This window comes from Agaribacillus sp. DX54, from assembly GCF_056858335.1.
Genome location: NZ_JBXEQE010000001.1, coordinates 268,313 through 294,090, shown reverse-complemented (window position 1 = coordinate 294,090; position 25,778 = coordinate 268,313). Strand labels below are relative to the sequence as shown.

The 25,778-nt window shown below is 42.4% G+C and carries 20 protein-coding genes; 4 read left to right on the top strand and 16 right to left on the bottom strand.

Annotation, left to right across the window (positions count from 1 at the left end; genetic code table 11):
- Window positions 1–94: 94 nt before the first annotated feature.
- Window positions 95–4,387 carry a S8 family serine peptidase gene (locus AC04NP_RS01185; RefSeq protein ID WP_482857467.1) on the top strand — a complete coding sequence of 1,431 codons (4,293 nt, stop codon included), beginning with the start codon at window positions 95–97 and terminating at the stop codon, window positions 4,385–4,387.
- A gap of 392 nt (window positions 4,388–4,779) precedes the next feature.
- On the opposite strand, the gene AC04NP_RS01180 is transcribed toward AC04NP_RS01185, so the two are convergent.
- Window positions 4,780–5,238: a DUF4199 domain-containing protein gene (locus AC04NP_RS01180; RefSeq protein ID WP_482857466.1), complete on the bottom strand. Its 459-nt coding sequence runs from the start codon at window positions 5,236–5,238 to the stop codon at window positions 4,780–4,782.
- Between the two features lie 474 nt (window positions 5,239–5,712).
- On the opposite strand from AC04NP_RS01180, the gene AC04NP_RS01175 reads away from it, so the two are divergent.
- Window positions 5,713–6,237, top strand: a complete 525-nt coding sequence (locus tag AC04NP_RS01175; RefSeq protein ID WP_482857465.1) for a hypothetical protein — start codon at window positions 5,713–5,715, stop codon at window positions 6,235–6,237.
- Between the two features lie 147 nt (window positions 6,238–6,384).
- Entirely contained in the window at window positions 6,385–6,909 is a 525-nt protein-coding gene (locus tag AC04NP_RS01170) for an NADPH-dependent FMN reductase (protein WP_482857464.1), read from the top strand.
- A gap of 73 nt (window positions 6,910–6,982) precedes the next feature.
- Here AC04NP_RS01170 and ftsZ read toward each other — a convergent pair whose 3' ends face one another.
- The 14 genes from ftsZ to AC04NP_RS01100 all read right to left on the bottom strand — a co-directional run bounded on the left by ftsZ (window position 6,983) and on the right by AC04NP_RS01100 (window position 23,862).
- Window positions 6,983–8,545 carry a cell division protein FtsZ gene (ftsZ, locus tag AC04NP_RS01165; RefSeq protein ID WP_482857463.1) on the bottom strand — a complete coding sequence of 521 codons (1,563 nt, stop codon included), beginning with the start codon at window positions 8,543–8,545 and terminating at the stop codon, window positions 6,983–6,985.
- A gap of 107 nt (window positions 8,546–8,652) precedes the next feature.
- Window positions 8,653–9,960 carry a cell division protein FtsA gene (gene ftsA / locus AC04NP_RS01160; protein WP_482857462.1) on the bottom strand — a complete coding sequence of 436 codons (1,308 nt, stop codon included), beginning with the start codon at window positions 9,958–9,960 and terminating at the stop codon, window positions 8,653–8,655.
- Between the two features lie 10 nt (window positions 9,961–9,970).
- The gene (locus tag AC04NP_RS01155; RefSeq protein WP_482857461.1) at window positions 9,971–10,735 is read right to left on the bottom strand and encodes a cell division protein FtsQ/DivIB; all 765 of its coding nucleotides are present in this window, start codon (window positions 10,733–10,735) and stop codon (window positions 9,971–9,973) included.
- A complete protein-coding gene (murC, locus tag AC04NP_RS01150; protein ID WP_482857460.1) occupies window positions 10,725–12,128 on the bottom strand; it encodes a UDP-N-acetylmuramate--L-alanine ligase in 1,404 nt (467 codons plus the stop codon). Before murC ends, AC04NP_RS01155 begins: the two co-directional genes overlap by 11 nt.
- Entirely contained in the window at window positions 12,125–13,234 is a 1,110-nt protein-coding gene (murG, locus tag AC04NP_RS01145) for an undecaprenyldiphospho-muramoylpentapeptide beta-N-acetylglucosaminyltransferase (protein WP_482857743.1), read from the bottom strand. The genes murC and murG overlap by 4 nt, the downstream gene beginning before the upstream one ends.
- Window positions 13,235–13,252: 18 nt before the next feature.
- Window positions 13,253–14,413 (bottom strand): FtsW/RodA/SpoVE family cell cycle protein, encoded by a 1,161-nt coding sequence (locus AC04NP_RS01140; protein ID WP_482857459.1) that lies wholly within the window; start codon window positions 14,411–14,413, stop codon window positions 13,253–13,255.
- 1 nt (window position 14,414) lies between these two features.
- The gene (gene murD, locus AC04NP_RS01135; protein ID WP_482857458.1) at window positions 14,415–15,779 is read right to left on the bottom strand and encodes a UDP-N-acetylmuramoyl-L-alanine--D-glutamate ligase; all 1,365 of its coding nucleotides are present in this window, start codon (window positions 15,777–15,779) and stop codon (window positions 14,415–14,417) included.
- Window positions 15,780–15,798: 19 nt separating this feature from the next.
- On the bottom strand, window positions 15,799–17,010 hold the full coding sequence (gene mraY, locus AC04NP_RS01130) for a phospho-N-acetylmuramoyl-pentapeptide-transferase (protein ID WP_482857457.1): 1,212 nt from the start codon (window positions 17,008–17,010) through the stop codon (window positions 15,799–15,801).
- A gap of 14 nt (window positions 17,011–17,024) precedes the next feature.
- Window positions 17,025–18,476, bottom strand: a complete 1,452-nt coding sequence (locus AC04NP_RS01125; RefSeq protein ID WP_482857456.1) for a UDP-N-acetylmuramoyl-L-alanyl-D-glutamate--2,6-diaminopimelate ligase — start codon at window positions 18,474–18,476, stop codon at window positions 17,025–17,027.
- Entirely contained in the window at window positions 18,476–20,578 is a 2,103-nt protein-coding gene (locus tag AC04NP_RS01120) for a penicillin-binding protein (protein ID WP_482857455.1), read from the bottom strand. Before AC04NP_RS01120 ends, AC04NP_RS01125 begins: the two co-directional genes overlap by 1 nt.
- The gene (locus AC04NP_RS01115) at window positions 20,568–20,948 is read right to left on the bottom strand and encodes an FtsL-like putative cell division protein (protein WP_482857454.1); all 381 of its coding nucleotides are present in this window, start codon (window positions 20,946–20,948) and stop codon (window positions 20,568–20,570) included. The genes AC04NP_RS01120 and AC04NP_RS01115 overlap by 11 nt, the downstream gene beginning before the upstream one ends.
- 2 nt (window positions 20,949–20,950) lie before the next feature.
- Window positions 20,951–21,853: a 16S rRNA (cytosine(1402)-N(4))-methyltransferase RsmH gene (gene rsmH / locus AC04NP_RS01110; protein WP_482857453.1), complete on the bottom strand. Its 903-nt coding sequence runs from the start codon at window positions 21,851–21,853 to the stop codon at window positions 20,951–20,953.
- 8 nt (window positions 21,854–21,861) lie between these two features.
- Window positions 21,862–22,326 (bottom strand): division/cell wall cluster transcriptional repressor MraZ, encoded by a 465-nt coding sequence (mraZ, locus tag AC04NP_RS01105; RefSeq protein ID WP_482857452.1) that lies wholly within the window; start codon window positions 22,324–22,326, stop codon window positions 21,862–21,864.
- 561 nt (window positions 22,327–22,887) lie between these two features.
- Window positions 22,888–23,862 (bottom strand): polyprenyl synthetase family protein, encoded by a 975-nt coding sequence (locus AC04NP_RS01100; RefSeq protein WP_482857451.1) that lies wholly within the window; start codon window positions 23,860–23,862, stop codon window positions 22,888–22,890.
- Window positions 23,863–23,945: 83 nt separating this feature from the next.
- On the opposite strand from AC04NP_RS01100, the gene AC04NP_RS01095 reads away from it, so the two are divergent.
- Window positions 23,946–24,797 carry an alpha/beta hydrolase family protein gene (locus tag AC04NP_RS01095; RefSeq protein WP_482857450.1) on the top strand — a complete coding sequence of 284 codons (852 nt, stop codon included), beginning with the start codon at window positions 23,946–23,948 and terminating at the stop codon, window positions 24,795–24,797.
- 249 nt (window positions 24,798–25,046) lie between these two features.
- Here AC04NP_RS01095 and AC04NP_RS01090 read toward each other — a convergent pair whose 3' ends face one another.
- Entirely contained in the window at window positions 25,047–25,613 is a 567-nt protein-coding gene (locus AC04NP_RS01090; protein ID WP_482857449.1) for a DUF4136 domain-containing protein, read from the bottom strand.
- Window positions 25,614–25,778 lie beyond the last annotated feature (165 nt).

Here is a 25,778-nt window from a genome sequence, read left to right as displayed (position 1 = left end):
ATCTGATTATGGAAGTCTTTACGGCATATTACCGTGATATTAAAGCTAGCTTTGTAAAGCTATTAGTTAATAATCCCATGTTAAATCAATGCCTGTGTCATCATTATATGATAAAGTATTCAGTTTTAACAGTATAAAACTCCTTATTCGATTACTATTTGCTACGTTTTATTTAGTCTTGCCCGTAGATACGTCCAATGGGCAATCCAGGACTTTTCGTTTTCCGGACGGTGTTACTGATTTGGATTATGATCCCTATACCATCGTAGTTAAATTAGCCCCATATTCCTCCAGGGGTGGTACCAGCTCACCGGGCATCGCCCGGTTGTCAGCCATGATCGGAGCCAGTAAATTCAAAAAGGCGATACCCAACCCGGCAAACTACCGACAAAAATCAGTCAACCACCGAAATGAGCTGTCAGAAATATATAAGATTACCATCAAAGATACAGAAAACCTGGAGGCTAAAATCAATCAGCTTCTGGCACAGCCAAATGTGCTCTACGCTGAGCCTTACTACCTTCCGAAGCCTCTTTTTGTACCGAATGACCCTGCTGCCGCAGGGAGTGGTAATCAAACCTATCTGTCCATCATCCGCGCTTATGAAGCATGGGAATTTGAAAAAGGGGATTCCACCGTTGTAATCGGCATACTGGATACAGGTGTCGATGTAAATCACGAAGACCTGGCAGACAACATTTATTATAATTTAAACGACCCCATCAATGGCATCGATGATGACGGAGATGGTTACGTGGATAATTACCACGGCTGGGATTTTGCCAACAACGACAATGACCCTTCGGCAGATTTTAGCCAGCATGGTACATCAGTGGCCGGGATCAGTGCAGCCAGGACCGACAATGGGAAAGGCATTGCGGGCGTTGGCTTCAAAAGTAAATTTTTACCTGTTAAGATATTTGATTCAGAAAATAACGTGTTTAACAATGGTTATGAGGCTATCCTTTATGCAGTCCAACAAGGCTGTAAAGTTGTAAATCTCTCCTGGGGAAGTGTTAACTCATTTTCCAACTTCGCCCAGGATATCATTAACTTTGCCGTATTGGAAATGGATGTGGTTGTGGTTGCCGCTGCCGGAAATACCAACGCAGATCTCCATTTTTACCCAGCCTCTTACGAAAACGTGCTTTCGGTAGGAGCCTCAAATAACAATGACCAAAAAGCCGGTTTTGCCACATACAGCCATTTTATTGATGTCATGGCGCCTGGTGCGGGTGAATACACCACCAAGAATGGCAATGCCTATGGCAATGCGACGGGTTCATCCTTTGCCTCACCCATGGTAGCAGGAATTGCTGCCCTGGTAAGATCGCGGTATCCCGGTTTAAACGCCAGGCAGGTGATGGAAAAAATTCGCATGACTGCAGACAATATCTACACGATACCAGGCAATGAAAGCTACCTTGAAAAACTCGGCCGGGGCCGTGTCAACGCACAAAGTGCTATTGCACCTGATAATAAACCGGCCATAAGAATGACCGACCTGGTCTATAGCAACAATGTGGGCCCATATGCCACCGCCGGGGATGTGGTCAGCATTACCATGGGTTTTATCAACATACTGAACGCCACCACCAACGCAGAGGCTACGCTTAGTTGCACTTCACCATTTGTCACAATCATTGAAGATAGTTTCAATATCGGCAATCTCACTGCTATGAAACAGAAAAGCAATATCGACGCTCCCTTTATCATATCCCTGGCTCCGGAAACACCGGCGAATGAAATCTTAACCTTCCGCATTGGATATAAAGATATAAACTATACAGATTATCAATATTTTGAGCTGGTAGTCAATCCTGACTACATTAACCTGGATAATGGAAAAATTCTGTTAACGGTTGCCGGTAATGGAAACCTCGCCTATGCGGACAGCCACCTCGATACTGGCAGCGGGTTAATTTTTAAAGGCAAAAGAATACTGGACCACATGGGTATTGCTTTTGGCTCAGTTGCGGGAAAAGTCGTTGATAACATCATTTATGACCTGGGGTCGGGCCAAAAAAACGCAGACTTTAACCCTGTCGAATCCCTGCAATTCATCAGTAACTCCATGGCCCCCATCGATGTGCGGTCGACCTTTGCAGACAGTAATACACCTGATCGGATGGGGTTAAGGATCACTCAAAAGCTGCTAGGCTCCGGGGCGGACTCTGCCAACAGTTTTATCATCATCGAATATAGAATTACCAACCTGAGTGGTAACGATTTACCTGCATTATACACCGGCATCTATGCCGACTGGGACGTGGGCCAATACACCACCAATACCGCGGCCTGGGATCCACTTCACAAACTTGGATATATCCATGAGACTACTGAAAACAATCAATTTGCGGGTATCGCTCTAATCAGCGGGCATGCAGCCATTTATAACGCGATCGACCTGGCTGATGAAAATGGAAATAGTGCCGATTATAACGGCATACTGGCCAAATCAGACAAACATAACCTACTGACTACCAGCGCAAGTGAGGTGGCTGGCGTAATCGGTGCAGGAAATGATGTGGCACAGTTTTTATCGGGAAAAACGCTTCAGCTCAAAAATAACCACAGCACCAAAGTGGCTTTTGTTATCGCCATAGAAGAGAGTCTGTCCGCATTGCAAAATGCCGTCACCATGGCAACTGATTTTTACGCGGATTACCTGCAAAACCCTCCTGTTTCGGAAAGTTTCAATATCTGCAGGGATGAAAGCATCGATATCGATCCCTCTGCCGGGATCAACTACAGGTTTTATGCAGATGCCGACACGACCCAGTTGTTGGGACAAGGAGAGTTTTACTCCACCGATGCATTAACCGAAGATCAATCATACTACGTCGTTAACACCGATGAAGCCTACAAAGGCGACATAGAACAAATAAAAGTAGTGATTAAAGAGCCCATGGCTGATTTCCAAATGAGTGTTGACACTGTTTTTATCGATGAAAGCGCCCAGACTACTGTTCAGTTCACAGATTTGACACAGGAAGGTATCCGTTGGGATTGGGATTTTGGCAATGGTTTTTTTAGTAAGGCACAAAATCCGATGATCAACTTTGTAGAAAAGGGAGTTTTCAATGTGAAGTTAGCAGTGAAAACGGTTACAGGCTGTATGGATTCTGCCGAAAAAAAATTAGTGGTTGTGGTACGGGGTCCACGGCCCGATATCCCTGATGATCAGATTTGCCCCGATGATCCGGTCATATTACAGGCTAACAATGCTACCGACCTCATCCTGTATCATGACAAAAACCTTACTGTTCCTGTTGCGAACGGAAGTGCCATTACAGTAGCAGGACTGAAAAAAGATACCGTATTATATATATCCAATAAAGACTCCCTTTATGAAAGTCTACCGGCAAGGGTAGCTATCGACGTTTCAGAGATAAGTGCGGCATTTGACTATTATATCGACTCGCTCGAATTCAATCAAAAGACAAGCCTGGTTTTCAATAGTATAAGCCCGGATGCCAGCACCTGGGCATGGTACACCGGTCAAAACCTGACAAGTGTCGATCAGCAATTCAAGATACTGCCTTCGACAGAAGCCAATATCACTGTCGCGTTGATCACCGGGAATTCCCAGGGCTGTCAGGATTCAACCGGACAGGTAATCTCCATCAAAAAAAGCCCCCGGCCTCTGAGCAGGGAGTTTAAGTTTTGTGCAGGAACTGCCGCTGTCCTGAACCTGCAAAATAAAAGTTTCTATAATTTTTATGAAGATGAAGGCCTTACCCGGATCATAGGCAAGGGCAACAGCCTCGATCTCGGTAATCTGACTTCCTCAAAAACCATTTATTATACGAATCTCGACTCACTGCTTGAAAGCGAATCCAATACAATTGAAGCCCGGGTTATCGACAAATTCGCCAATTTCAGTCTTGAAAACGAAAACATATACCTGGGTCTGAACAATGAAGTGGTATTAAGCGACCTCTCACCATCCTCCGTAAGCCGCCAATGGTTCCTGGACCACCTGCCTGTTTCCTCTGATTCTTCTTTCTCACAGCGCTTCGATGCTTCCGGGAATTACGTAATCAAACTGGTGACAGCAAATAATATTGGATGTATTGACAGCCTCGAAAAATCACTTAGCGTAATCCTGGTAACCGGTCTGGATGACTTTTCTCCTGACAAGATTAACTTCATCTACCCTATTCCATCCTTCGGCGCCATTTTCATCAACACCAAAGATTTACCCGAAAATACATATAACCTGCAGCTATTCGATCGACTGGGAAAAACGGTCCTTAGAAAAAAGTATACCTCGTATGAAATCAAAAATGGAATAAACCTTCAAAATTTACATCCCGGTATTTACTACCTGGTATTAAACAGCAAAAACTACCGCTATTCCCCACAAAAACTAATTTTAAAGTAACTACCGAACGGTCTCGAGTTGCTCACTTTGTTAGGGCAATACACTGCAAATCAAATTACGGCTCGCCAGCTAAAGATCTTAAAATTGACAATTTACAATTGACAGTTGACAATTATTGGAGTTTTTTTATTAAAACTTAATTGTCCATTGAAGCCGTGTAAAAACAACATTGTGGCAAACATTAGCCAAATTAAATGCTGTTTTAGTTAATTGAAGGAAAAAATAAATAATATATGGTGATTTTATCGACTTTCCTTAAAATAATATTTTGAGGAAAGTTTTCAGCGTTTCGTTTTCACACAGCCTGAATTGACAGTTAACAATTATTAGAGTTTTTCTATTAAAACTCAATTGTCAATTGTCAATTATATGTAGGTTACTGGCCGGCTAATTTACCACCCTGATACAGATTTCCGTTTCATATATTGCATCAAAGTATAAGCAATAAAAAAACCGGATAATGACCCTTCAAATGCAATCAGGAAGGCGAGTAAATAAGGGTTTAAGTGATAGCCAAACATTTCATTGGCCCTGATGGTTTCCATAAAGGCCGGGTCCAGTTTCAGGTAGAAAAAAATAAAAAGTGCGAAAGGAACGACACTTACGACCGTTGTTCTTATTCCAAGACCCAAACCGTTGAAATAGGCCAAACCTTCACTGTGAGACTTCTTGTATTCCCGGAAGGCCAGCCAGACACCGCCTACCATGATCAGGAAATTTAAACTGCGTAATTCCACAATATGCACTAAACCAACTCCTTTCATCAGGAAAAAATAAGCAACCAGCCCGCCAAAGGCAATAAGGCCATTTTTGACGGCAATGTATTCGATAGAAGATTTATCTTTTAACATGACTGACAGGTTTTTAAGGCTTTTATTTATAACAAGTTAAGAAAAATCCTGGTTCCATACCATGGGGCTCATGAAACTACCGATGAAATATCAATCCGAAAGGATCGTAAACCCAAAATCGAAGCAGCGTTGTAATCATCGGTAAATCAAAGTATTCCAGCCTGACGTAAAGCATAAAAATGCCAGTTTTATTACATTGAGGACAACCAACAAATACTTCTTCTACAAAAAATAAGCTCTCAAATTTGTGATAGTTTTTTACCATAAAATCCTATAAAAGACAAAATAGGGCATAATCTATTTAACTGATCTCAACTTTCTTCTTTGGCCGCCTGGAATCAGGCGTTCAAAATTCTTGAATTCTATAAATTTTGGTACAGGTGTTTTTTTTCAAAATTTAGTCCGCGTTAAATTCAAAATTGAGATGATAACTTTAAAAAGTTTTTATGATCATAAATAATTTGGAGTATAATAATGAAGAAAATTATCAAAAAATTTGGATTTCTGGTAGCTGTTTTTGCCGTAATCTCCTGTGATGACGACATTGCAGAAATCAATATTAACAGTGACTTGACAGAACAAATTGCTGTCAACGCTACGGAAGCTAACCAAAACATTGCCTATGAGACAACCATAGATGCAAAAAGCGACAGTGATATTCTGGAAAACCTTGAAAAGATTAAAGAATATCAAATTGAGTCCGTGACTTTCAGGGTAACTGATTACCAAGGACCCGAAACCGCCAATCTGTCGGGAGCACTGAGTGTAGGTAATGCGTCGACCACATTTTCGGCTGATATCCCTAGTCTCAACATCAAGCTCTTTGCCGAGGAGGATTATACAATTTCCTTAAGCGAAGAGCAGTTAGATGCGTTAGAAAAGATTTTGCTGGATTCAAACCAGTTAAAAATCAATTTCTCAGGCTCCGTTTCAGAAGCTCCGCTAAGCTTTATCTTAAATGTAACTGTCAAAACCAAAGTTACGGTCGAGGCAGTCTAACGGCTTTAAAAGATAAATTTATAAATTGCTTGCTAATTTGTTTTGGAGGGTTAAGTTGTTTAATCCTCCTTTTTTTATTTTCTGTTCTTTAACTTAGTAATACCGAATTCTTTTCAGATATTCGCACATCAGTTAGAGACTTTTGAAATGATTGTCATCATTGCCGGAACGAATCGGAAAAATTCAAAAACCCGGGTTATCTCAAAAATATACCAGGGTATCTTGTCAAAGTTGGGAGAAGAAAGTATCATTTTGGATCTGGCGAATGTACCTTCCGATTTCATTGTCTCGGCGTTATATGAAAACTCAGGGAAGAACGCCGACTTTAACAAATACAGACAGGTTATTGAAAATTGTTCAAAATTTGTATTCATTGTTCCGGAGTACAATGGTTCATTCCCAGGTGTTCTCAAGGCCTTCATAGACGGTCTTAAATACCCCGATAGTTTTACTGACAAAAAATGTGCCCTGGTAGGCATTTCTTCCGGAACCCAGGGCGGAGGGCTGGCAGTCAGTCATCTTACCGATATCTTTAATTACTGTGGTATGCATGTTTTGGCCCTTAAACCTAAACTGGCAAGAATCGAAGCCAACACCTCCAACGGTCGCATTACCAATAACCTGTACCGGGAGTTGCTGGAAAACCAGGCCAGGCAAATAATTGATTTTTAAGGTAAGGCTAAACCAAATACCATTTGAAATCGCCCCCACCGAACAAAGAAGGCTATCACCCCTTCATTTACCGCTAATCCGGCCGGTCGTGGAGATATGAGTTGTTTTTAGACAACTGAAAGTCATCATCCAGATTATACCTGGATATGTTCTTTTCAGATGAATGGGGAATATTTTGCAACCTGACCTTTTTTCTTTCATAAGCAGGCACTTCCAGCAGATTTTTGAATTTTTCAGTACTGATAGAGGTGTTATTGCTGGCCCTCAATTCCATAGAACGCCTTTTTCCTTCCATGATCAGCCGCTCTTTTTTATAGAAAAACTCATTACTGGAGTCAGCAGGGATGTCCAGCCTCTCGTAACCCTTTGACTCCAGGCCTTTAGTTACTTCTTTATCAATTTTGTCCTCGAGCGAATAACGAATCGGACGGTCATTCTCTGACTCATCCGAAACCTGAAGGCGAGACCCATCGATACTTTCGGGCTCTTCTCCGGAAACTTCAAAGCTGCTACCTGTGAATCCGTAATTTATCTTGTTATCCTGTGGTTTTTCATGGGGGCTGTTGACACGGATAGTATCATCTTCGAACAACTCGATTTGCTTATTTGACTCGAGGTCGATGACTTTTTTCCGGTCTTCATCCCTGTTGAAACGGTTATGGTCATGCATAAACCCCGTGGCTATTACGGTGACCCTGATGCCATCGCCAAGATCGGGGTCGTTGCCGTGGCCGAAGATCATCTGCGCATCGTCACCCGCTTTTTCCTGGATGTAATTGGTGATCTCAGAAAGCTCGTCCATCTGCAGTTCTGCTTCCTCTCCGGAAATAATTGAAAGCAGGATTTTCTGCGCGCCGGTAATGTCTTTATTGTCCAGTAATGGAGAGGAAATAGCCTTTTCAGCGGCTTTCAGGGCCCTGTTTTCACCTTCGGTCTGAGCAGAACCCATGATGGCGGCACCCGAGTCCTTCATGGTCGTTTTGACATCTTCAAAATCGACATTCACATAGCCTTCTACCGTGATGATTTCAGCTATTCCTTTGGCCGCGGTCAATAAAACGTTATCTGCTTGCGAAAAAGCCTGGGTAATAGATAAATTGCCGTAAACTTCTCTCAGATTATCGTTAAGAATAACCAGTACCGTGTCACAGGTTTCTTTTAATTCTTTGATACCCTGCTCAGCCTGACGCATCTTTTTGGGGCCTTCGAAAGCAAAAGGTGCTGTTACTATACCTACGGTAAGAATTTCAAGTTCTTTGGCCACCCTGGCGATAACCGGGGCGGCTCCTGTTCCGGTGCCACCGCCCATTCCTGCGGTAATAAACACCATCTTTGTGTCATTACTCAACAATTCCCTTATGTCTTCCTTGCTTTCAAGGGCAGCATTTTTTCCAACTTCAGGATTAGCACCGGCCCCAAGACCTTCGGTAAGATTTACTCCCAACTGAAGCTTGTTAGGAATAGGACTGCCTTTGAGGGATTGGGCGTCCGTATTACAAACTATAAACTCTACATCTTTAATCCCCTGATTATACATGTGGTTAACAGCATTGCTACCACCTCCTCCTACACCAATTACCTTGATAATTGATTTATGATGCTTGGGAATATCGAATTTATACATATTTTCTGACATGACGATTTCCTGTTTAGGGTTTACAAATTTTAAATTCCAAAGAATTTAATTTCATTAGCGTGTTTTGGTTATAATAATTCTTGAGCTATAGATTATTCATTCAGGGTTTAATATCCGTCCCTGTCATCGAGGTCATCAATTAACAGTCCCTTGGTACGATTTAAAATATTCTGAAAGAAGCTTCCTCCCCTGTCGACTATTTTACTCGCAGGTGTTTTGGGGGAAGACGCCTTGACTTCGTTGTACCGGTTGTCCCTTTCATCCAGTGCCCTGAATCCTGACAAAACCAATCCGACAGAAGTAGCATACATGGGACTTTTAACGGCTTCGATTTTACATTTTCCCAGGTGCTCGTTCGGATGACCAATCCTGACGTCCATTCCGGTCATGTATTCAAATAATTGTTTCAGGGATTGAAGTTGTGAGCCACCACCGGTAATGACAATGCCACCGGCAAGTTTGCTCTCGTAACCCGAGGTAATGATTTCGGCGTGAACCAGTTCAATAATTTCTGACATTCTGGCTTCGATGATATGGGCGAGGTTTCGTACCGAAATCTCTTTAGGAGGCCGGTTGCGCAACCCGGGGATGGAAACAATCTGGTTTACCTCAGCCGTTTCAGCGATGGCTTTGCCAAATTTGGTTTTCAGCAATTCTGCCTGATGTTGCAGTATGTAACAGCCCTGCTTAATATCAGAGGTCAATATATTTCCACCAAAAGGGATAACCGCGGTATGCCGGATTAGATTATCCTGAAAAATCGCGATATCGGTTGTTCCGCCCCCGATATCTACCAGGCAAATACCCGCTTCCTTCTCTTCCTCGCTTAATACGGACAGGCTGGATGCCAAAGGTTCCAGAATTAAATTATCAATTTCCAACCCCGCCCTTCGCACGCATTTGTTTACATTATTGATCGCATTGGTCTGGGCGGTAATAATGTGAAAGTCCGCTTCCAGGCGTACCCCGGACATGCCAACCGGGTCGATAATACCTTCTTCGTAGTCCACGATGTAATCCTGGGGCATTACATGAATGATTTCACTTCCGGGGGGAATGACTATCCGGTGCATATCGTTTGTCAACCGCTTCACATCCTCGATATTGATCTCACCATCTTTTGAGTCCCTGGTGATGCTACCATGATGAATGCTGCTTTTGATATGCTGCCCGGCGATGCCCACGTTAACCACTCCGATATCGATACCGGCCATTTCCTCTGCCTCTTTTACCGCCTGCTCAATCGCACTGACGGTTTTGTCGATATTGGTAACAATACCTCTGATTACACCATCCGAAACTGCTTTGCCCATGCCGAGAACCTCTAATTTCCCAAATTCATTTTTCCTCCCCACAATGGCACATATCTTCGTAGTCCCGATGTCTAATCCGACAATGATTTGTTCTTGTTGCATAGCTCAATAATTATTCACAAACAATTTGGTTATTATATTTGATATTGACTCTTTTATAATGATTCCATCCCTTTTGTGGCAGAATCTTTTTAAAGAATATTTTTAGATTTCTGAATTTTACGTCGTAATCCTCAGGGGTTCCAAAGCTTATTACCTGCCTTCCCACCTGTGGATAAATGGTAATTTCATTGTTTTTATCAATTGCTAACTGTGCGACCTGTGCCTTCCAGAATGGGTGCTGATCTATGTATTGCAACACCTCAAGCAACGATCCGTTTTCTTCACCGGCAATCAGGCCTTCTTTCACGATGTCATCCACATTTTCACCACTCACCAGCATCACCCGGGCCGTGTACCTTTCCGATGTAGGCAGGATTACCCCCGCTTTACTGATGTAGCCATCGGGCCCTGTATGCCTGATCACCCGGGCGATGGGCCGGCGTTGTGTGATATTGACAATCAACGCCCCTTTCAGATCTTTATAAACATCCACATTTTTTATAAAAAGATTGGTTTTAATGCGTTCCTCTATCTCCTTCAAATCAACCTCACTCATGGCCTGGCCGATGATGTTAATCGTGTTATCGTTAGTAATCAGTTTGTGAATATCACCGCGATCTACAAAAAAGTTGTCAGACTGCTGCTCAACACTGATGACTATTTGCCGAACAAACTTATCACCATGATTCTTTTCAACAAGGCCAATCAATAAAAAGATTACCAGGCACGAAAAGACGACTTTATAGATGGTTTTTATTTTTAACTTATTCAACATTTTCATCCGGATTTAACACTTGTTTTAAAGGCCCAACCAATTGATCTATGTCACCGGCCCCAATCGTCGCCAACACCTCCGGTTCCACGGCTTTAATCTTATCCAGCACATTCGCGGCGGTGCACTTTATTTTACTTTTTGACTTTATTTTATCGAATATTATATCAGCGGTCACACCCTCGATGGGTTGTTCCCTCGCCGGATATATATCCATTAAAAATACTTCATCCGCCAAGCTTAAACTTTCAGCAAATCCCTGTGCAAAATCACGGGTTCTGCTGTAAAGGTGGGGTTGAAATATCACCGTTAACTTTTTTTCCGGAAATATCGCCCTTACCGACCTGATAAAAGCCGCAATTTCGACAGGATGATGGGCATAATCGTCGATAAATACCAATTTATCATTTTTGATGATATACTCGAATCTCCTGCTAACACCGGCATAACTTTCAATCCCATGGCGAATATGCTCCTCACTTACCTCTAAAGACAGGGCTACGGATATGGCCGCTATCGCGTTCTCCAAATTATGGTAACCGGGGAACTTCAATTTCAAATCCTTAATTTGTCCTCCCGGCCAGTTAAAATCAAAAATAAAATCCCCTTCAACAATCCTGATCCTGTTGGCAAAGGTACGGGTACCATTGCACGCATAGGTACTGACTTTCAGGTTTGAGGCATGCCTGTCCAGTAAATACTCGGCAACCGACTCATTAATAAACAACTGTCCATCTTCTGCTATCTTTCTGATAAAGGCCTTAAATGAGTCATACATATTGGCCTCGTTATCATAGATATCAAGATGATCAGCATCAACGGATGTTATCACGGCAATATCCGGGTGAAGCGTTAGAAAGGAGCGATCATACTCGTCAGCCTCCACCACCACGATGTTTTCATCGTCTTTGTTGTCATTTAACAACAAATTCGATGCATAGTTAACGGCTATTCCCCCCAGGAAGGCGGAACTGCCAAGCCCGGCCACTTTTAAAAGGTGAGCAATCATAGAAGAAGTGGTGGTTTTTCCATGAGTGCCTGCTACGGCGACCGTGAATTTATTTTCTGTAATAATACCTAATACTTCTGATCTTTTTTTAAGATCATACCCCGAATTTTTAAGAAAATTTAATTCTTTATGTTCCTGCGGTATGGCCGGCGTATAGACCACCAGGGCATTCGGATTGAAGCCTCTCAATGCTGCAGGCAGTAAAGCAACATCATCTTCGAAATGAATTTCAATACCCTCCTCTATCAACTTACCGGTTAGTGGTGTGGGAGTCCTGTCATAACCCATTACTTTGATACTATGATGCTTAAACCACCTCGCCAGGGCACTCATACCAATGCCTCCGATGCCAATAAAATAAGCGATATGTATGTTTTTGATATTCAATTTATTAAGCTTAAAACTTCCCTGGCAATCATATCTGCCGCATCAGGCTTGGCAAGTTTTCCGATATGCGCTTTTAAAGACATCTGCCTGTCGTTATCATGGATCAGTTTTATGGTAGCTTCCACCAATGCCGATCTGGCATCTTTGTCTTTTATCAGCACTGCGGCACTTTTTTCGACCAATGCCTGGGCATTTTTGGTTTGGTGATCCTCGGCAACATTGGGTGACGGCACAAATATTACTGGTTTACCCACCATACACAACTCCGAAATGGAGAGCGCTCCGGCACGGCTTATGACGACGTCGGCGGCAGCATATGCCAGATCCATTTCCTTTAAAAACTCAAATATTCTGAAATTACTCAGATCATAGTTATGCACGCTTTCCTTTACTTCTTTGTAGTAAAACCGGCCGGTTTGCCAGATCACCTGAATACCGGCCTCAATAATTTGCTCAATTTCAGCGAGCAGGCTGTGGTTAATGGTGCGGGCCCCGTTGCTTCCGCCAATTATCAGAACTGTTTTTTGGATCGGCGAAAGATTAAAAAACCGCATGGCTTGTGCTCTTTTTTCGCCAGCATGAATAATATCCTTTCGTACCGGATTTCCTGTAATCACAATTTTGTCCTTTGGAAAGAACCTTTCCATGTGCTCATGAGCCACACAAATCCTGTCAACCCGTTTGGCCAACAACTTATTGGTAATACCCGGATAGGAATTTTGCTCCTGTATCAAGGCAGGAATTCCTTTGCCGGTGGCACGGTACAACAACGGACCACTGGCAAACCCGCCTACTCCTATGACGACATCGGGTTTAAAACTGTTAATGATTCTTCCCGATTTCAACAAACTTGAAATCAGCTTGAAAGGAAAAGACAAATTGTCAATTGTCAGCTTTCTCCGGATACCGCTGATCCACAAACCGATGATATCATACCCGGCTTCAGGCACTTTTTGCATTTCCATTCTACCCTTCGCCCCGACAAACAGTAATTTTATATCAGGACTCATGGCCTTCAAAGTATTGGCAATGGCAATAGCCGGGTAAATATGCCCTCCGGTGCCGCCTCCGCTGATAATAACCCGATATGGTCTGTTCTTTTCGATAACGTCGTTATTTTTATGTTATACCAACTGTGGTACTTTTTTCTTTTTCGATTTAAAAAGGTTTTCAGCATTTTCACCTCTGCTGACACTTAAGATGATGCCCAGAGAAACGCCGGTAAACAACAAAGAGGTTCCCCCCATACTCAAGAATGGCAAAGGCAGTCCTGTAATTGGGCCTAACCCAACAGCTACACCCATATTCACCATGGCCTGGAGCACAAGGGCAAAACTTAATCCCGCCGACAAAAGCCCTCCAAAGGGGCGCTCACTTTTGGCCGTAGTCACCATACCCCGGTATAGCAGGGCCAGGTACAAAAACACCACCAAAATCCCCCCTATCAGACCATATTCTTCCAAAATAATGGCATAGATGAAATCCGAATATGGATGAGGCAAAAAATTACGTTGATCACTTTGCCCGGGGCCTTTTCCGGTAATTCCTCCGGTAGCGATGGCGATATAGGATTGCCTGGCCTGAAAGGAAATTTCTGTGGGGCTCAGCCAATTCTCAAAACGGCTCGCAACGGTCTCTCCCCGTTCACCGATCTTAAAAGCGATAATGCCGCCCAAGATTCCCACCACAATCAGCATGAAGAGATATTTTACCGGCACACGGCCAATAAATAACAGCAACATGCAGGTCAAAAAAAGCAATGCCGCCGAGGAAAAGTTACTCAGGGCAATCAAGGTAATAATTACCCCACACCAGAGAAGGATTGGGATTAATGATTCCTTGAAATCAGCAATATTTTGCTGTCTTTTGGCCAGCATGCTGGCCAGGTTGATGATCAGTGCAAAGGTAGCAAAATCAGAAGGTTGAAACTGCTGATTGATCAGGGGAATTTCAATCCATCTTGTTGCCTCATTTAAATTTACCCCGGAAGACCAGGTATAAAATAACAACAGTGCGGCAACGATCAGGGCCAGCCTCGATATTTTTGCGTAGTATTTATAGTCGATACGGTGAGCTACCCACATCGCTGCGAGGCTAAGCATTACGAGTAACGATTGTTTGAACAGAAAGTATTCCGTATTACCACCATAGCTTTTATAGGCCAGCGTGCCGGTGGCGCTGTAAACCACAAGAATGCTCAGGATGGACAACGAAATGGCGATAAACCAGATGATGGGATCACCTTTCATATTATTTTCAATCCAACTTTTAATTGTATCTACCATGTCAAACTACTTCCCTTTTGTTCAAAATAAGTTTTGCAACTGCTTCTTTAAACTTCTCTCCTCTTTCCTCATAGTTTTTAAACAAATCAAAACTGGCGCAGGCAGGTGAGAGCAAAACCACGTCCCCGCTTCGGGCAAATTCAAAAGATTTTTTCACTGCATCGTACATATCGGTACTTTCCTGCAATTCTCTTACTTCGTGTTTAAAAGCCTCCTTTAATTTTTCATTATCGAGGCCGAGGCAAACCATGGCTTTGACATTTTTTTTGACAAGGGCTTTCAGTTGGCTGTAATCATTGCCTTTGTCCGTACCGCCGGCAATCCAAACGATCGGCTTGTCAAATGCCCCCAGGGCATAAAATACCGCGTCAACGTTAGTGGCTTTGGAGTCATTGATAAATGAGATGTTGTTGATATTGCCCACAGTCTCCAGCCGGTGACTCGCATTTCTGAAGCTTTTAAGTGCTTTTTTAATCAAGTCAACATCAGCCCCCGCGACTACGGCGGCAAGTACCGCTGCCATGGCATTGATATGGTTATGTTGACCGTAAACAGGGATATCGGCAGTGTTAATTTTAAAATTTTCAACAATACCGGTCCTGAATTCAAATTCACCGTTCCTTTTAAACGCTCCTTTTTCAAACGTTTCTGTTAAAGAGATGGGTAATACGGTGAGATCCGGCAGATGATTTTTTAGCCTGTTTTTGATGACATCATCATCATAAAAATAGACAAAATAGTCTTCGGGCAGCATATTATTGATAATACGGAACTTGGCGGCTGCATATTTATCAAAGTCATAATCATAGCGGTCGAGGTGGTCAGGCGTTATATTCAGCAGAATGGCCACATCGGATTTAAAGTCAAAAAGTGTGTCCAACTGGAAACTGCTTAATTCCAGCACATAAAAATCAAAACGGTCATTAATGACCTGCCGGGCCAGGCTATGCCCTACATTGCCGGCCAAACCTACTGAAAATCCTGCCTCTTTTAATAAATGGTAAAGCAGCAGGGTAGTGGTTGTTTTTCCGTTAGTACCTGTTACTGTCAGCATGCTGGCATCGGTGTATCTCGCCGCAAATTCCACCTCACCGATCACAGGTATCCCTTTAGCTTTTAACGCCGTTAAAATAGAGGCCGAATCAGGTATTCCCGGGCTTTTAATTACCTCATGGGCATTCATAATCAGCCCGGGGGTATGCTTTCCCTGCTCAAAATCAATATGGTGTTCCGACAAAACAGACGCATACCGGGGCTGAATGGCGCCATAGTCGGAAACAAACACCTCAAAGCCCTTTGCATGGGCCAATAATGCTGCTCCAACGCCACTTTCACCCGCTCCTAATATGACTATTCTTTTTTGCATCTGCTTTTCTAATGCGATATTATCTCAGTTTCAGGGTAGCCAATGTCAATATGGCCAATAAGATCCCTACTATCCAAAACCTTGTTACAATTTTTGATTCGTGGATTCCTTTCATCTGATAATGATGATGAAGGGGCGACATTTTAAATATTCTCTTGCCTTCACCATATTTCTTTTTAGTGTATTTAAAATAAGATACCTGCAAAATCACTGAAACCAGTTCAATCAGAAAAACCCCGCATAACATCGGGATCAGTAACTCCTTTCTGACACACAGAGCCAGCACAGCGATAACTCCACCCAAAGAAAGACTTCCGGTGTCTCCCATAAAAACCTGGGCGGGAAATGAATTATACCATAAAAAACCCACACAGGCCCCCACCAGCGCCGAGCAAAAGACTGTCAACTCTCCAAGGTCAGGGATATACATGATATTCAAATAATTACTAAAATCAAAACGGCCACTCAGGTAAGCAAAAATTGCCAATGTCAGTGCAATTATTGCTGTTGTACCTGCTGCCAGTCCATCTATCCCATCGGTGATATTGACTCCGTTGGAAACCGCTGTTACCACAAAAATAACTACTATCGTATAGGTAATCCATGTATAATGCTCATTGAGGAATGGCAGGATGTTTTTATAATCCAGTTCATTGTTTTTTAAAAATGGCAGTGTCGTGGTGGTCGACTTCATACTTTCATAGTTTCTGCCCAGATCCGGGTCTTGAAATTGTTCTCCCAGGTTGTTAAATACACCGATGACCACATCCTGGTGGAAAAACAATGTCAAGCCCACCAGCAGCCCCAGGGAAACCTGACCAAAAACTTTAAACTTGCCAGCCAGGCCACTCTTATCCTTTTTAAAAACTTTAATGTAATCATCCAGAAAGCCAATAAGTCCCAGCCAAAGCGTGGATACCAAAAGCAATATGATATAAATGTTTTCCACCTGGGCAAAAAGCAGGGTAGGAAACAAAATGGCGGCAATGATGATAATACCACCCATGGTCGGTGTTCCCTTTTTCTCCATTTGTCCTTCCAGCCCCAGATCCCTGATGCTTTCACCCACTTGCTTTTTTCTCAGCAGGTCTATTAACTTTTTACCAAAGACAACGGTAATCAACAAGGAAAGGACGGCAGCCATTCCTGCGCGAAAAGAAATGTACTGAAACACACCTGCTCCAAAGAGATCGAATTCGCGGTCCAGATAACTAAATAAATAGTAAAACATCCTTATTTTTTATGCTATTGTAAGGTTTCTCCTAATATTTGTTTATCATCAAAGGGTGTTCGCACACCTTTAATTTCCTGGTAATTTTCATGTCCTTTTCCGGCTACCAATATTATGTCATTTTTACCTGCAAGCAGGGCGGCTGTTTTAATGGCCTCCTTCCGGTCAGGAATCACCAGTGTTTTTTTGTATTGGCTGGGACTTACCCCTTTTTGCATATCCTTAATAATCGATAATGGATCCTCATCCCTCGGATTGTCGGAAGTGAAAATCACTTTATCGCTAAACCGGCAGGCAACTTCGGCCATTAACGGTCTTTTTTTCTTGTCGCGGTTGCCCCCACAGCCTACCACTGTTATCAGTTGTTCATTACCGGTACGGAATTCCCGGATAGTGGACAGCACTTTTTCCAGGGCATCCGGTGTATGGGCGTAATCGACAATGGCAGCAATATTTCTTGGGTTTTCAATGAGTTCAAATCTTCCCGGGGCAGTGGACAGATTCGACAAAATTGTGAGGATTTCATCTTCACTTTCTCCCAAAAGAATGGCTGACGCATAAACCGCCATCAAATTGTAAGCATTAAATGCTCCGATAAGCTTAAACCACACATTTTTATGGTTGATTTCCAGTTCCAACCCATGCAAGGTGTTGGAAAGGACTTTTGCTTTAAAGTTGCAAACTGTTCTCAGGGCGAAAGTATTTTTATTCGCCTTGGTATTTTGCATCATAATCAGCCCCCGTTTGTCATCGGCGTTTACCAGGGCAAATGCTTTGGAGGACAACCCGTCAAACAGTAACTTTTTGGCTTTGATATAGGCATCGAAAGAGCCATGATAATCCAGATGATCGTGGCTGATATTCGTGAAAACTGCCCCTTTAAACTGAGCCCCGGCTACCCTTCCCTGCACCAGACTATGTGAACTTACTTCCATAAAACAATGGGTTACGGATTGCTCGATCATTTTGGTTAATAACTGATTGAAGCTAAGCGCATCAGGGGTGGTATGAGAGGCAGGAAGCACCTGATCGTTGATACGATTCTCCACAGTAGAAATCATGCCTACATTGTATCCCAAAGCCCTGAACAGCCCGAACAACAGTGTGACAGTAGAAGTTTTACCATTGGTACCTGTTACCCCTACAAGATTAAGTTTTGAAGAGGGATTATCATAAAAGTTCGATGCCACCACGCCAAGGGCCCGGCCGGCATCATTCACCTGTATGTAGGTGATCCCATCGCGCGTCTGATCCGGCAATTGTTCACATAAAACAGCTACCGCGCCTGAATCAACCGCATTGTCGATGAAGTTATGCCCATCGACCCGGGTGCCTTTTATGGCGAAAAAGAGACTGTCCCGGATAACTTCCCTGGAATCAAAGCATAAAGCTTTGATATCCAGGTCAGTTTTGCCAGAAACGCTTACTAATGAAACTTTATATAATATGTCTTTTAATAGAGCCATTAGCCCAGTTTAAGGGTTATTGTACTTCCTTTTACTGCTTTCGCACCAGGTTGGTACGATTGATATTTTACCCTGCCGGTTCCCTCATGCCTTACTCTTAATCCGTTATTTTCAAGAATGTAAAGTGCATCCCTCAAGGTCATCCCGTTTACATTCGGCACCCGTTCAGGCGATACTTCATTAGAGCGCCATTTAACAAAATTAGTGCTGCGCTGAGCCCTGACCCATTCTTCCTCAGTGTAGGAATGATTGGCAATTCCCAGTTCATTGCAAATCATTTTCAAATCCTCGTGCCGCCCCGCCCGTATCACAGGGAAAATGCCCTTCTCGATTTCAAATTCTTCGGGAAGGGGCTCGTGCATTTTTATATCCAGTGAATAAATCTTATCAGCGATTTCTTTAAAAACCGGGGCGGCTACATCACTGCCATATTGTTTGTATCCTTTGGGGTTATCAATGACCACAATGCAACTGTATTTTGGCTGATCGGCTGGAAAATAGCCGCAAAATGACGTATAATATTCTCTTTTATACCCTCCTCCTTCCTTGACCTTTTTGGCTGTACCGGTCTTGCCGGCGATTTTATAATGACTGTCCCTGATGTTTTTTGCCGTTCCTCTTTCCACCACCCCTTCCAGCAGTTCCTTCACTTTGGTCAGGGTAGCATCTGAACATATCTTTTTGTTCAAAACCGCTGATTGGAAGGTCTTTACACTTTTGCCCGCTTTACTGATTCTTTTCACTAGTATTGGCCGAATCATTTTTCCATTGTTGGCCACAGCATTGTAAAAAGTAAGCGTCTGCAGGGGTGTCTGAAGCAATTCGTGACCGATAGACATCCATGGAAGTGTGGTACCGCTCCAGGATTTGTCAGCAGGGTTTTTGATATAAGGTAACCCCTCTCCCACCAGTTGAAAGTCAAGGGAGCTGTTTAACCCGAAGCTATTTAAATAATCAACATATTTTTGAGGATGGGAACCGAAATGATTATAAATCAATTTTGAAGTTCCGATATTGGAGGATTTCTCAAATACCTCACGGACTGTGATTTTTCCATATCCTCCCCGTTTATCATCGGGCATAGTGCGATCATGGTATTTGAATTTTCCATTACCCGTATCGATAGAGTCAGAGAGCAGGACGCCGGAATCTTCCAGCAAAGCGATCACAGAAGCCAGCTTGAAGGTTGAACCCGGCTCGGTGGCATCCTGTACGGCATAGTTATATATCTCCCGGTAATCGACATGTCCTTTTTTTTCATAACGGGTCAGGTTTGAAATAGCCTTAATCTCGCCGGTATTTACTTCCATAACCACCACGCTGCCATAGTCTGCTTTAAGGTGCTGCAAGGCAGATAGCAAGGCGGCGTTAGCCACATCCTGCAGGTTGATATCTATCGTGGTTTCTATGTCCAGTCCCTCTACAGGTCTGACCTCCGACCCGTTGTGGACAGGTTTCCATTCACGTCCGGCAATTTGCTGAAACAAGGCCTTACCATCTTTGCCGGCGAGTTTATCATTGAAACTGTACTCGAGACCGGCACCGTAATTGTCTTCATTCAGATATCCGATCGTTCTGAGTCCGAGCCCTGAAAATGGCCGGAATCGTTTACCTACTTTTTCGAAAATAACCCCTCCTTTTAGTCGCCCTTCTCTGAAAACAGGCCATTCTGACATCATTTTCTTTTCCCGGTAGTCTATTTTCTTTTTGCTTAATACCACATATTTCCGGCCGTTCTTACGGGCATTGACAATCTTACGCTTAAAATAAAGCTGGCTGTGGATTTTGAAATGACGGCTCAGTAAATAGCTTAGTGAGTCTATATTTTGATTAAACAGTCCCTTTTCGGCAATGGTGGGATCAAAGGCTACCTTGTAAAAAGGCAGTGAAGTAGCTAGCAAACTGTTGTTGTCTGAGTAAATGTTGCCACGTGTTGCCTTTATTGTACGATATTGCAGGCCAATTTCATCGGAGATCTTCCGCCACTTTTCACCCTCTACCATCTGGATATGAAAAAGCTTCATAACGATGGCTCCGGCAAACAATGTGACACATAAAAATGCCAGCCTGGCTCTTAGCAATATGGATTTCTTAATATTCACCTTTCTTGATAACTATCTTTTTGGGTGGTGTCGAACTTTCCTTTAATCCGATTTTATTTACTTTTTTTGCTACTTCAGATTGCAACCTGGCATGCATATAATCTGCCTGCAAGGTTCGGTAATGTGCTTTTAAGTCTTCTACCTGTTGCTCGACTTTATGTATTTTTCTGATGGTCTTTTCAGTGTAATGGTTATTACCGATGTAAAATACTCCTATGGCCGTGATGAAAAGGATGTAAGGAATATACTTCAATGGTAAGCCATTCCGGAATAAGTTGTTGAGACTGAATTTATTTTCTATAAAAGAAAAAACACTTTCACTCTCCTGTTTTAACTTTTTGCTTTTTACTTTATAGGTATTTTTTGGCATTTCTAAACTTTTCTGGCAATTCTTAATTTAGCACTTCTGGCCCGGTTGTTACGGGATATTTCTTCTATCGAAGCCACAATAGGTTTTTTATTCACAGGTTCGAAGGGTCTTTTCAGGTTTCCGTAGATGTCCTTTTCAGCTTCGCCAAAAAACTTTCCCTTGTTAAAAAAATTTTTTACCATTCTGTCTTCCAGCGAATGATAGGATATGACCACCAGCCGTCCCCCTTTTTTGATGATTCCGGCGCATTGCAACAGCAAGTCTTCCAACGCCTTTAGCTCATCGTTAACCGCTATCCTGATCGCCTGAAAAACCTGGGCATAATATTTAAACTCTTTTCCTTTAGGGGCATGTCGATCAATGATTCCCTTCAAATCATTAATAGTTTCAATCGGTTTATCGACCCTGGCAGAGACTATGGCCGAGGCCAGGGTTTTGGCATTTCTGACTTCCCCATACATTCCGAAAATGCGGTGGAGTTCTTCTGAGGTGTATTCATTGATCACTGTACGAGCGGTTACCTTTGCCTTTCTATCCATTCTCATATCAAGTTTAGCATCAAACCTCGTCGAAAAGCCCCGGTCTGCGGTATCGAATTGATGCGAAGAAACGCCCAGATCTGCCAGTAAACCGTCGATATTCAAGATTCCCTGAAGTTTTAAGAACTGCTTTATGTACCTGAAGTTGGCTTCAATAAATGTAAAAGAACGACTGTCAATTTTATCCGCATTGATCCTGGCGTCATGATCCTGGTCAAAGGCCAGCAACCGGCCGTTTTTCAATCTTTGCAAAACAGCCCTTGTATGACCGCCCCCACCAAATGTAGCATCTACATAAATTCCATCTGGATCGATATTCAGCGCCTCCATACATTCCTGCAACATTACCGGATCATGGTACTCCATGTAAATACTTAGGTTGTTTGCTTATCTTTATCAGCTTTCATCATGTCGGAAGCTAATTCACTGAATTCCTCTCCTTCTGCCACGTAGCTCTCCAACGTCTCAGGATCCCAGATTTCCACTCTATTATTAACGCCAAGGACCTTTACTTCTTTTTCAAAACCCAATTCTACAATAAACTTTTTGGGTATCAGGAAGCGGTAATTACGATCCATTTCCACTTCTTCTACTCCCCTGAAAAAGCTCCTTTCAAATTTTCTGGCCCGGGGACTAAACTCATCGATATCATCAAACTTGTCCATCATAGCATCCCATTCCGCCAGAGGGTACAGGTTGAGACAAGGTTCAAAACCTTTCTTCAAAACCAGACTCATGGTATTCACCGCAGGCAGTGCTCCTTTTAAACGCGCAGGAAACATCAACCTCCCTTTGGAATCGAGTTTACAAACAAATTCGCCCTTGAATCTTACCGCCATTTATCAATTTGAATCCGGTCTATTTCACAAACCTACGAAATGTTTTTACCACTTTCTACCACAAATTGACAAAAGTTAGTGATTTTGTAAGTTTTTTTCAAATAATTCAAAAAATATAACGACATTTTTGGGTAACAGACATATGTTTTGGCTTCAATAAAAAATAAAGTCTATTTTAAAGAATCACGATATTTTCTCATAAATTTAGTTTATTTAATTGATTTACAACAAATTAATTCAAAATTCTTTTCTCCTAATCTGTGATTTTTTTCTCTTTCTGAAGATCATTTCCCTGCATTGGGTCATAATGTGGGATGAATTCCCGGAATCAAATATCCATGTGGTTTTCAGGTTGCTTTTTCTAAAATTTATCTAACATTTTCAAATTATTTTAATATAAAATCATCATTATCAGATAAAGGAATAGTTGGATGCATGCAAGGTGGGAATCATGACCACAGGGTTGCCCATACGCTGAAATCATTGTTTGATCTTAAGTTATGCGATGAGTAGTGGATTATCTTTGCCAGCGAACTCAATAAGCGGATTAATACTACCCGACTACCTGGTTCTTTCGATGGTAAATTGTACCAACTGGCCCAGGGAGGTACGGTAGTCGGAGGCAGGGAATTCTTCCAGAATTTTACAGGCATCCTGGTAATAAGTATCCATAATTTCCTTCGCATACGCTATACCTCCGCTGGCCTTAACGAATTGAATAACCTCGGCCACTTTTTTGGGTTTATGGCTTTGGTTTTTAATGGAATAAATAATGCTTCTCTTATCAGACCAACTGGCATTGTTCAGGGCATAGATCAGAGGCAGGGTCATTTTCTTTTCTTTAATATCGATGCCCAAAGGCTTGCCTATTTCATCGGTGCCGTAATCAAATAAATCATCTTTTATCTGAAAAGCCATACCTACTTTCTCCCCAAAATTTTTCATGCGCTTTGTCTGATTCTCAGGGGCGCCGGAAGAACAGGCGCCGACCGCACAGCAGGAAGCGATTAAAGAAGCCGTTTTTTGCCTGATGATTTCAAAATATACCTCCTCGGTGATATCGAGTTTTCTCGCCTTTTCAATCTGCAACAATTCCCCCTCACTCATCTCTTTTACAGCCTCGGAAACAATTTTCAACAGGTCGCTGTCACCATTATCAATAGAAAGTAATAGCCCGCGTGACAGCAGGTAGTCCCCCACCAAGACAGCAATTTTATTTTTCCAGAGTGCATTAATGGAAAAAAAACCTCTGCGGTAATTCGCATCGTCAACCACATCATCATGTACCAGGGTGGCTGTATGCAGCAGCTCTATCAACGATGCCCCTCGATAAGTACTTTCACTGATCCGGCCTGTGACACCCGCACTCAGGAAGACAAACATAGGACGCATCTGCTTTCCCTTGCGCTTTACAATATAACTCATTATTTTGTCAAGGAGGAGCACATTGCTTTTCATAGATGCGCGAAATTTCTTCTCAAATTCGAGCATTTCAGAAGCAATAGGATCTTGAATATCTTTTAAATTGATAGCCATTGATACGGTGCTACAATTATACAATCAAAATATCCCAATGCAAAAACAAAAGTAAAAAGAGACCAATAATTTGACCATTTCCCATGAAATTCATTCGTAACACCCTGATCAGTTCAAAATTTCATAAAAGGCCCATTGTCTGTGACATCAGATACCGGGAAAATCAACAACCCAAGCCCATCATTCTCTTTTTGCATGGGTTTAAGGGGTTTAAAGACTGGGGACCTTTTGATCTGGTGAGTAAATTTTTTGCCAGCAGGGAATATGTGTTTCTTAAATTTAACCTTTCACACAACGGTACCACTCCGGAGGCTCCCCATGAGTTTGCAGATTTAACTGCCTTTGGGGAAAATAACTATATGATCGAACTGAATGATTTGACATCGGTGATTGATCATGTTTTTGATAAAGCCTTTCCGGTACCTCGGGAAGAAGTGAATCGCGGCAAAATATTGTTTATAGGTCACAGCAGAGGTGGTGGTGTAGTGATCATTAAAGCGGCCGAAGATGAAAGGGTAAAGGGACTTGCTACATGGGCTTCGGTGGATAGCCTGGCTCCCGATATTTCAGCCACTGAATTGGCGGTTTGGGAAAAAGAAGGAGTAAGATTTATCTACAACGGAAGGACGCATCAAAATATGCCCATGAAATACCAGTTTTATGAACAGTACCATCAAAATGAAGATCGTTTGAACATTGAGAAAGCTGTTAGTAATCTTGAAATACCCTTTGTAGCCTTTCACGGAGCAGAAGATGAAACGCTATCACCCGCTATGCTGAAAAACCTGGGCAACCGGAACCCTAAGATAAACACTCATCTTGTCGCCGGCGCGAATCATACTTTCGGTGGAAAACATCCCTGGTCACTATCCGAATTGCCCGAAGCATTGCAGTATGTCTGTGAGGAAACCAATAAGTTTTTTACGAATGTCTGATGAGGGTTGGGAGGGTTAATATTTTACAGGCGAAAATCTTCGTGTCTTGGTGCCTTTGTGGTTAACCATTTTTCACCACGGAGGCACCAAGACACAAAGAGACACAAAAAGTTTTGTCTAAAATGTTGTGCAACAGCTACGTGATGCCAGCGCTACAATTAATGTCTTTTATCGGGAGCCGATTAAATCCTCTATTTTTATGTGTTTTTGCTGTAAACTGTTACTGTATAAGATATACGGTTGCTGATCTTAGTCGCCTTCGTCATCCACCACAAAGCCTTCAGCGAGGAACTGGTATCTGTCAAAAATCGAGCGTACCGCACGCCTCATGTTTTTATCGATCTGCGACTGGTCCATACCGCCAAAAACTCCCGAGGCATATCCCTGCCAGATGGATTTTTCCCTTTTTCTGTCAAACAATAAAACCAGTAGCGTACCTTCACGAAGATTATATTTGACAGGATCGTATTCTTCTTCTTCATCTTCTATTTCAACCCAATCTTCGATATCAGGCTGATTGTATCCATTAAAATCAAAATCCTCATAAAACAATTTGTATGATACCAATAGGTTAGGCTTGTTGTCAGACATTCTATATCCCTGCTGCTGCAACCTTATTTTGATGGCTTGTTCTATGACAGGGTTTTGCATAGACGAGTCATAATCACTGATAGACCTGGTCATAAAATTAAAGGTCTTATAATTCTTAAATTTGCCGTAATAACTGTAATCCGATTCGACCAGGTATTCATTATAGCCCAAACATCCTGTTAACAGGCCGAGTAAAATAAAGAGTGGTAAGGTTAGTTTTTTCATAGTTGTAACATTGACCTTTTAAGTTAACAAAAATTAATTTTTTTTGTTCCTACTTTCAGCAATAAATTGAATATTTTTAGTAGCAAATTTGAGTTTTTAAGCATGATCATAAGTATTTCAGGCAATCTGGGCGTACGTTTTTTCGTATTAATAAAGTATTGACCT